At 42.7% G+C, this 8,056-nt stretch carries 7 protein-coding genes; 2 read left to right on the top strand and 5 right to left on the bottom strand.

The window, feature by feature from the left end:
- Both B4G94_RS03440 and B4G94_RS03435 read left to right on the top strand, forming a co-directional pair.
- The coding region (locus tag B4G94_RS03440; RefSeq protein ID WP_286857166.1) for an aldehyde dehydrogenase family protein at positions 1-1,487 on the top strand (1,487 nt) is incomplete at its 5' end.
- A 2-nt stretch (positions 1,488-1,489) separates the two neighbouring features.
- The gene (locus tag B4G94_RS03435; RefSeq protein WP_286857164.1) at positions 1,490-1,864 is read left to right on the top strand and encodes a DUF779 domain-containing protein; all 375 of its coding nucleotides are present in this window, start codon (positions 1,490-1,492) and stop codon (positions 1,862-1,864) included.
- Positions 1,865-1,945: 81 nt separating this feature from the next.
- On the opposite strand, the gene B4G94_RS03430 is transcribed toward B4G94_RS03435, so the two are convergent.
- The 5 genes from B4G94_RS03430 to B4G94_RS03410 all read right to left on the bottom strand — a co-directional run.
- On the bottom strand, positions 1,946-2,347 hold the full coding sequence (locus B4G94_RS03430; RefSeq protein WP_104383990.1) for an acyl-CoA thioesterase: 402 nt from the start codon (positions 2,345-2,347) through the stop codon (positions 1,946-1,948).
- Between the two features lie 69 nt (positions 2,348-2,416).
- Complete coding sequence (locus B4G94_RS28210; protein WP_422663703.1) at positions 2,417-2,938, bottom strand: MutS-related protein; 522 nt, start codon at positions 2,936-2,938, stop codon at positions 2,417-2,419.
- A gap of 1,344 nt (positions 2,939-4,282) precedes the next feature.
- Positions 4,283-4,939, bottom strand: coding sequence for a protein-L-isoaspartate(D-aspartate) O-methyltransferase (locus B4G94_RS03420; RefSeq protein WP_108635084.1), 657 nt, complete (start codon positions 4,937-4,939; stop codon positions 4,283-4,285).
- 225 nt (positions 4,940-5,164) lie between these two features.
- Positions 5,165-7,648, bottom strand: a complete 2,484-nt coding sequence (priA, locus tag B4G94_RS03415; RefSeq protein WP_286857161.1) for a replication restart helicase PriA — start codon at positions 7,646-7,648, stop codon at positions 5,165-5,167.
- A gap of 148 nt (positions 7,649-7,796) precedes the next feature.
- Positions 7,797-8,056 (bottom strand): DUF423 domain-containing protein (locus B4G94_RS03410; RefSeq protein ID WP_286857159.1); only part of this gene is annotated, 260 nt, incomplete at its 5' end.

Genomic DNA, 8,056 nt, shown 5'->3' with positions numbered 1-8,056 from the left:
GACCATCGTTCAAAGAACGATACGACAATTACATTGGCGGCAAATTTGTTGCCCCGATCCAGGGAAAATATTTTGACAACATCTCACCGGTGGATGGTAAAGTATATACCCAGGTCGCGCATTCAACGAAAGAAGATCTCGATCTGGCAGTTGACACGGCATCCAAAGCCTTTGAGACCTGGGGAAAAACATCGGCAACCGAACGCAGCATTATTCTCAACAAAATTGCAGACCGCATCGAGGCTAATCTAGAATATATTGCAGCAGTAGAAACCATAGATAATGGAAAAGCGGTACGTGAAACGCTAAATGCAGATATCCCGCTTGCCATTGATCATTTTAGATACTTTGCGGGAGTAATCCGCGCCGAAGAGGGATCAATAACCGAATTAGACAGCAATACCGTTTCCCTGATTGTGCACGAACCGATAGGCGTTATTGCACAGATCATTCCATGGAACTTCCCAATTTTAATGGCGGTATGGAAACTTGCTCCAGCTCTTGCTGCCGGAAATACCGTTGTTTTAAAACCGGCAGAAAGTACACCGGCATCAATTCTGGTCCTCATGGAAATTATTGGCGACCTGATACCTGCCGGTGTGGTAAATATTGTCAATGGTTTTGGTTCCGAACTGGGCAGGGCCTTGGTAACAAATCCAAAAGTTGCGAAGGCAGCCTTTACAGGTTCCACCGCAACGGGCCGGTTGGTCATGCAATACGCTACAGAAAATATTATCCCCGTAACACTGGAATTGGGTGGAAAATCCCCAAACATATTCTTCAGCTCTGTCATGGATGCTGACGATGCATTCTTGGACAAAGCGATCGAAGGTGCTGTTTTATTTGCCCTTAATCAGGGAGAAATATGCACATGTCCCTCGCGCTTATTGATCCAGGAGGATATCTACGATAAGTTTATTGCACGTGTCATTGATCGGGTCAATCAGATCAAAGTTGGTGATCCATTGGATCCGACAACAATGATGGGCGCCCAAGCTTCCAAAATTCAAAAAGACAAAATCATGTCTTATATCACACTGGGTAAACAAGAAGGAGCCGAAGTGCTAACCGGCGGAGACGAAAATAATGTCGGTGCAGGTTTTGAAGAAGGTTACTACATCAAACCAACGCTATTCAAGGGAAATAATAAGATGCGTATTTTCCAGGAGGAAATTTTTGGTCCGGTCCTGGCTGTTACAACGTTCAAAGATGAGCAAGAGGCTATTGCCCTTGCCAACGACACCATGTATGGTCTCGGCGCCGGTGTATGGACCAGAGATGCACATCAGCTTTATCAAGTTCCACGCGCCATCCAGGCAGGCCGTGTTTGGGTTAATCAATATCACTCTTATCCAGCTGGCGCTCCATTCGGAGGATACAAACAATCCGGAATTGGTAGAGAAAATCACAAGATGATGCTTGCCCATTATCGTCAGGCAAAAAATATGTTAATTTCATACAGCAAGGAAAAACTAGGGTTCTTTTAACAATGACCAACAGAATAGATAGTACGGACAAAGCCAAGGAACTCATTCATACACTTGAAGCACAACACGGTCCATTGATGTTTTATCAGGCAGGTGGCTGCTGTGAAGGTACTCAACCTCAATGTTTCGAAAAAGGGGGGTATTTTCCGCGGATGAATGATGCCATGATCGGATTGGTTGAGGGATATGAGTTTTGGGTAGACCGGGATTTGTTTGAGTACTGGAAACATGCCCACTTCACCCTTGATGTGCTGGAAGGTTTCGGCCCCGGTGGTTTTTCGTTGGAAACACCGCTAGGAAAAACCTTTAAAGTACATTATCGGCTCTTTACCGAAGAAGAATTAAAAGAACTTAGTCCGGTCAAACGTAGTGAATAAACACAAAAACGGGTGGAGTAATCCACCCGTTTTTAAATCTTTGCCATCGCAACCAAAAGTATCCCAGTTAAATTAGGAAGATCATTCTATATCTAGCCCCTCTAAGACAGGAATTGGCTGCTTATTTTCATCCAAAGCAACAAAGGTAAAAACACCTTCTATGGCCAGTTCGCGTCCTTCTTTATACATATGTTCCAAAAATATTTCAACTTTCACCTTGAGACTGGTACGTCCGACGTTTTGGACACGTGCGATCGCTTCAATAATACTTCCCGAAGGAATTGCCTTATTGAAATCAATACGGTCAGTGGATACAGTTACTAAAGTTTTGCGGCAGAATCTCGTAGCCGCCATGAAAGACACTTCATCCATAATGGACATCGCCTTACCGCCGAATAAGGTATCGTGATGATTTGTCAGAAAAGGAAATACTGTTGTACATACATGCGTTTCCGATAAATCAATACGTTCTTGTAAAGTCATTTATTGTTTTAATTTTGTGGATTTAAGAGGACACAAATGTAGCGCTATCCCAAAACAATTGAGTCATTTTTATCCAATATTTTCTTCGATATCCACCCCTATACCCTTTAGTAACAACGAGGCATTGAAGATCTTACACTCTCCGGTCTTCAATTTATAGTCAAACAGCATCTGCCCCTCGTCCACCTGAATGTCAAAATGATAATTTTTGATTTCTCCCGGAAACTCCTGCTCCAAACTGGACAGTTGCAGATCATGTGTAGCCACCATACCTTTCCCCTCCAAGCGGACTAATTTTTTGATAATCGCACGGGATCCCAAATACTTGTCCACCGAATTTGTACCACGTAGCATTTCATCAATCAGGAAGAAACTATCCGTATAGGAAGCGACTGTATCTAATATAAATTTCATTCGATTGAGCTCTGCCTTGAAGGTAGAGGTACTTTCATTCAGGTTATCCCGGATACGCATATAGGATATAAGCTTATAAATCGGCAGCCGAAATGTTGTAGCGGCAACGCTGGCTCCGGCATAGGCCAGAACGGCATTTATTCCAATTGTCCGCAAGAACGTACTTTTCCCCGCCATATTGGATCCGGTGACCAATGCAACCCGATGATCCATACTTGTATAATCATTGGCAACAACCTGTTCGCTCGGAATCAGCGGATGGAAAACGCCATGTGCTTCTATCTTATCTTCGTTAGGACGGTTTAAAATGACCGGGTAAATATAAGTTGGGTGGTTTCTTTTCCAGATGGCCAGACTATTCACGGCCTCTACTTTTGCCAGGGTATCAAATGAATTCAAAATTTCCTGTTCATACTTATTTTTCCAATCTATAATCGCCAATACCTGTCTAAAATCCCAAAGCAAAAAAAGATTCAGAAACAGACCAACGAATACATTATTTCGCGCATCCAGATTATTGATCAGTTTGGCGAGTTTTTTAAACGCTCTTGAAATAGGTTCAGCATGATTGCCTTGCTTTAATTCATTCGCCATTTCCTGTAGAGATGCAGACTTCCATGAATGGCTTTCAATAGCCTGTATGGCATCGGCATAGGATTCCAGCATTCCGCCTATCTTATCTATTCTTGAGGAGAATAAACTTATGTTACCTGCTTTGGCAAAAGCCCAAAGCACATGAAACAGGCCCAATATAGTGGCGACAGCCGCAAATTTGGGGATAAAAAAACTACCAATGAGCGCCACCGCAAATAAAGCCGGGCCAACCTTGACATACATGCGCATGAAGGCGTTTCCAAAGTTAAAATTTCGATCTTGAAAATAATTGGATAAAAAAGCTTTAATATCCAGCTTATGATTTAGGTTTGCCAGCAGTTTTGCCTGAAAATCCCATATCCNNATATCCATTCCGATTCATTTTCCAATTCTTTCGAGGCTTCCTGATTGCGCCAGATCTGCTCCTTATCCAAAGGAGCACTGAACCAAGATGCCAGAAGGTCAATACCCTGCTTCGTTGTCGAGCGGTTCAATTGGGCAAATAAAGAATGGGATCCAAATACATCCATATCCGAACCGTAAGGATGGTTGCCATCTTCAAATTGCTCTCCATGGGCATACATGTTCGCTTTCCCTTCAGCTACGGTCTGTTCGTTGGAAAGCACCTTTAAATAGGCTTCAAAATAATTTTTCTGAAGTTCCAGTTGACTTTGCCGGCGCACCAAATACGCAAAAAGGAATAACAAGGCAAAGAAACAAAAGAACACCAGAGGTAGACTTTCCAACTGAAAAGTATAAAACAACAGCGCTCCACCGCCAAGAATAACGAATAGCCGTATGAAGCTCAAGGTATTCACCTGCTTATTTAATTTTAAGAGCGTTGACGCAATTTCTTGATGCTTTTGCGCATATAATGTAGCGATTGAATTCATCCCTAAATAATTTTTTATTCCATCAATCATTCAACTACCAGGCCTGGTCCCCCACCAAAGGCACAAAACGAAAGGTATCTAATTCTATTCGATCAAAATCATTTTCCCCCACACGAATTATTGTTACCATCTTCTGAGACTTCTCGTCCCCCACCGGAATAACGAAAATCCCCCCTATTTTCAGCTGTTTCAGCATGATTTCAGGCACAAATGGAGCTCCTGCAGTTACAATGATTTTATCATAAGGGGCATGCTCTACAATACCTTTGGAACCATCACCTAAAAAGAAATTTGCCTTATAGCCCATATAGGGCAGCACCTGAATTGTCCGTTGATAAAGATTTTCCTGACGTTCTATGGTATACACCTCAGCGCCAAGTTCAAGCAGAATACAGGTTTGATAGCCTGATCCAGTTCCTATTTCCAGCACCTTATCTCCCCTTTTCACGTGGAGCAATTCTGATTGATAAGCGACAGTATAGGGTTGTGAGATCGTCTGTCCGTCGCCGATAGGAAAAGCAATATCCCGATAAGCCTGATTCCAAAAGGTTTCATCAAAAAAGAAATGGCGCGGTACCTTTCCAATGGCTTCCAATACTTTTTGATCTTCAATACCTCTTCCTTTTAGATGCTCGACCAATTTCTTGCGTGCACCTCTTTCCCGATAATTATCAATAAACTTATACGCCATGATGTTTCAAATTTACTTTTAAAAAGGGATATTTAGCCGAACTATTCACAAATCATTTAGCGTCAAGCCAATACATGGTACTGAATACCGTACGTAGAACAAAGCTGCGCTACTTAAAAAAGACCTAATCCAAACAGCAACAGCAAGTTAAAAACAATTAAATTGCACTAGTTTCAGAATATTGATGACATAAGTCTGCCGGATAAGCGTACAAGAGCTACGGTCTTAATAGGGATCGACATCGACCTGGACACGAACACCAGTATTGGTCTTATCAAGCTCAAAATCCAATAAAACGGATCGGATCAACTCCTTTACCTTGGCAATACTGATATTTGTCCGTTCAATCTTGAGAGTAATGGTCTGAATAAAATTATTCCGCACGCGGGAGACCAGTGGCGGTTCGGGGCCTAAGACCCTTGCGCCCAGTTGCTGACGCAGTGCCGAAGCAAAACGATTGGCAGAATCATAACATTTTTGAAAATCAATATGCTTAATATCAATACGGATAAGCCGATAAAATGGAGGGTAAAGATAATTCTTCCGCTCTGTGATTTCTGTCATAAACATCCCCTCATAATCATTGTTAACGACCTGCTCCAAGACCCTATGATTGGTGGTATAACTTTGTATAATTACTCGTCCTCCGGCTTCCCGGCGGCCAGCTCGGCCAGCAACCTGGGAAAAGAGGGAAAACGAACGCTCATAAGCCCGAAAATCAGGAAAATTAATAATTGTATCCGCATTCACCACTCCGATTAAGCTGACACGTCCGAAATCCAGCCCTTTGGCTACCATCTGCGTACCAATCAGCACATCAAACTCATGCTCATCAAAGGCCGTAATGATCTTGTCAAATCCATACTTTCCTTTGGTGGAATCCAGATCTAACCGGCCAATACGAATCTCCGGCATCAGCAATTCCAGTTCCTCTTCCACCCGTTCCGTTCCAAACCCCTTGCTTTCGATGTGCGGCATCCCACAAGCCGGGCAGACCCGCAGGGGCGGTTCAACATGTCCACAGTAATGGCAATGCATCATATTGGAACTTTTGTGATAAGTTAAACTAACATCGCAATTCACACATTTGGCTACAAAACCACAGGTATTGCACTGGATCATGGTGGTATGTCCTCGCCTATTCTGAAACAGAATAACTTGTTCCTTATTTTTAACAGCCTCTTCAATAGCCTTTAACAACGTCCCTGAGAAATAGGAGAACATATTTTCTTTTCGCCCTTCCTCAGGAATATTGACCAGTTCGACACTGGGCAATTGTGCATTACCATAACGTTCCAACAACTGTACAAATCCGTACTTCTTTGCCTTGGCGTTATAATAGCTTTCCAACGATGGTGTTGCAGACCCCAACAGCACCTTAGTTTGATGCAAAAATCCTAAATAAATGGCCGTATCCCGAGCATGGTAGCGTGGTGCCGGATCAAATTGCTTGTATGAGCTTTCATGTTCTTCATCGACAATAATAATTCCCAGATCCTGAAATGGAAGAAATACAGAAGAACGGGCGCCAATAACGACCTGAAATTCGTTCTTCATTACTTTGTGCCATACTTCGGCCCGTTCGTTGTCATTGAATTTAGAGTGATAAACTCCGAGCTTATCACCAAAATGCAATTTTAGACGCGCTGTAATCTGTGCCGTCAATGCAATCTCCGGCAAAAGATACAATGCCGATTTCCCCGCCGCTATGGCCTGTTCGATCAGCCTTATGTAAATCTGCGTTTTACCCGATGCTGTAACGCCGTGTAAGAGTGTCACCTCTTTCTCTTCAAAAGATGCGCTAATTTCATCGTAGGCTCTTTGTTGGTTTTCATTGAATTGAAAATTGGCATCCAGTTCGATATCTTCTCCCTGAAACCTCGACACGACCTTTTCCTTTATTTCAAATACTCCTTTGTCGATCAAAGCTGTGATCGCTGCATTACCGCAGCCTGAGGCCTCTGCCAGCATGGGCCGCGTAATCTCCTCCGTTTTCTTGACGAGCTGCATAAATGCCAGGACCGCATCCTGCTGTTTGGGCGCACGGTTGAGACTATCCAAAAGTTCACGCTTCGCATTCTCATTTCTAAAGTCCGGAGCAAAACGCAAAAATGCTTTCGTTTTAGGTTTATACCTTTCTGTAATTTCCTCTGAAATAAGGACGATACCTTTGTCAAACAATTGTTTTAATATCGGAAATACGGTTTTCTGTCCCAGTAACTTTACGATATCATTGACCTTAAGTTCTCCCGCCACCTCCAGCGCTTCAATAATGAGGTATTCTTTATCAGATAGCGTTGATCGGTCAAATTCCGCTGTTATCGAAGACGCTACTTTTGTTTCACTTGCCAATTTTAATGCCGCTGGAAGAGCAGCTTGCATGACCTCACCCAAACTACACATATAGTAATCTGCCAACCAATCCCACAATTTAAATTGAGCCAGATTGACGATAGGCTTGTCATCAATGATATCTAAAATATACTTTGCTTCGTATTTTAGTGGTGCTTCTTTGCTGACAGATTTCACCACAGCCGAATAAATTTTATTTCGTCCAAATTGCACGATGACCCGAATCCCAACCTGTACCCGATCATTCCAGTCAGCCGGAATACGGTAGGTGTATGTTCTTGCTAGAGCCAACGGTAGAACCACATCAATGAACAAGGTATCTCTTTCACTAAAAATCGAAGATTGCGGATTGGACATAATTTCTTATTATGGGATAAAAATACAAAAAAAGCCGCAGAAAGAACAGCGAAGTCCTCCTTCAAAAAGAAAGCCTTCCCGGACTTAGTCTTTGGGAAGGCTCCATATTTTTAAGGCTCCTGGGCTTTATTTAATGCAAACAGCAGGGTTATGATTTGTTCTTTAGCGCGGCCACAAATAAGGCAATCCACCCGATGATCAATGATAGCCCCCCCAAAGGAGTGATAGGTCCCAAAATGGCGGGATTCCCAAAACCGGTTATCTCCCTGACACTAAGAACATATAGCGACCCCGAAAAAAAGATAATACCAACAATAAAGGCGATAAAAGACACTTTAATTGAATAGGTTTTTGCACGCGAAAAAGTAGATAAGAATAGCAATGCAAAGGTATGATAGAAATGATACT

This window comes from Sphingobacterium sp. UBA7625 (assembly GCF_002484085.1).
GTDB lineage: Bacteria > Bacteroidota > Bacteroidia > Sphingobacteriales > Sphingobacteriaceae > Sphingobacterium > Sphingobacterium athyrii.
Note: the sequence above shows the minus strand (reverse complement) of the source record. Positions and strands in the feature narration are given on the sequence as shown.